This window comes from Deinococcus rhizophilus (genome assembly GCF_030271215.1).
Classification (GTDB): Bacteria; Deinococcota; Deinococci; order Deinococcales; family Deinococcaceae; genus Deinococcus; species Deinococcus rhizophilus.
On record NZ_JASNGB010000324.1, the window covers coordinates 1 to 1,375 of the forward strand.

Here is a 1,375-nt window from a genome sequence, read left to right on the forward strand (position 1 = left end):
GCACGCACTTCTCGCCCTCTCGACCTAAACTGCAAGATGTCAGTTTAGCTTTCCGTCTCCAGTTGCCGCCGGTGGTGGCCGACGTGATAGGCCGCCATCCGCAGCCAGTCGAGCGCCGTCAGGTCACCCATGAAGGGATGGAAGAAGGTCCGCTCCGGGGCGTCCCCGGCCCGTTCCGCCAGCGTCAGCAACTGCTCCCGCACCGCCGCGTGTCGCCCCGCGAGTGCGTCCCAGGGTTGATCCGGGCCGGGGCGGGTGCCTTCCGGGGCCTGGCGTTTGCCGCCGACCTCCACCCCGGGGTCACGGGGTGCGGCCCGCAGCGGGCGGTCGGAGGCGAGCAGCCCGGCGATCCGGGCGCTGCTCTCGTTGACGAGGATGACGTGCTCGGCCTCCTGCGCGGCGGTCCACTCGCGGCCGGGCAGACGCTCGTGCCAGCGGTCCTGTGACCGGGTGACGGCGGCCTCGAAGGCGTCCAGCTCGCGCTTGAGCCGGGCGGCCACCTCGTCCCCGGTCGTGCCCAGGCGGCGCAGCATGGCGGCGGCCTGCGCCCAGTCCTCTTGTGGTTGGGTCATGCCGCAGTCTAGGGCACCTGTCAAAAAGCAGGTTTGTTCCTGGCCGGGCGGACCTGCACAGCCGCGCAGGAGAGGATGAAACCGTGGGGGGTGCCCTTTCTCCCACGGCGCCATTCGGACAGATGCTCCGGGGCGGGCATGGCCCCCGGCTACAGCGACGCCCGCAAGATGGCCTCCAGATCAGCCCCGCTCGGCGTGCGGGGGGCGACGGCCAGCAGCCGCTGCTGTTTGAGGGCTCCCTCCACCAGCGCGGGCAGGTCGGCCTCGCCGTAGCCCAGTTCGCGCAGGGTGGTGGGGGCGCCCACGTCGCGCATCAGGTCTGAAAGGGCGTTCGGCAGGGCGTCCTCGTCGTCCGGGGCGTACTCGCGCCCGGTCAGCAGGGAAGCGGCGCGAACATGCTTGGCCGGGTCCGCTGCGAAGGTGAAGCGGAAGGCGGCGGGCGCGGTCACGATCACGCTGTAGCCGTGCGGCACGAAGGCGTGGTCCTGCGGGTACCCGGCGGCCCGGTAGCTGTGCCGCAGCCCCGCGACCGGATAGGCGCAGGCGTGCGGGATATGCACCCCCGCCGACCCGAAGCCCACCCCGGCCATCGTCGCGGAAAGCATCATGAAGCCTCTGGCCTCCAGATCATCGGGACCGGCCACCGCCCGGCGCAGGTACTCGCCGCCGAAGCGCAGGGCCTGGGCCGACCACACGTCCGCGACCGGGTTGCTGCCCTGGTAGGGGGGCCGGGCGGCGGGCGACCCAGGCCGGGGCCGCGAGGTGTAGGGGCGGCTCAGCAGGCTCTCGGCGGCGTGGCAGAC

The 1,375-nt window shown here is 72.5% G+C and carries 1 protein-coding gene and 1 pseudogene; both read right to left on the reverse strand.

Annotated features, from left to right (window positions below; genetic code table 11):
- Window positions 1-44 precede the first annotated feature (44 nt).
- The gene (locus QOL99_RS17065) at window positions 45-572 is read right to left on the reverse strand and encodes a DinB family protein (protein ID WP_285525584.1); all 528 of its coding nucleotides are present in this window, start codon (window positions 570-572) and stop codon (window positions 45-47) included.
- A gap of 149 nt (window positions 573-721) precedes the next feature.
- Window positions 722-1,375: pseudogene (locus tag QOL99_RS17070) on the reverse strand (alcohol dehydrogenase); the annotation flags it as partial.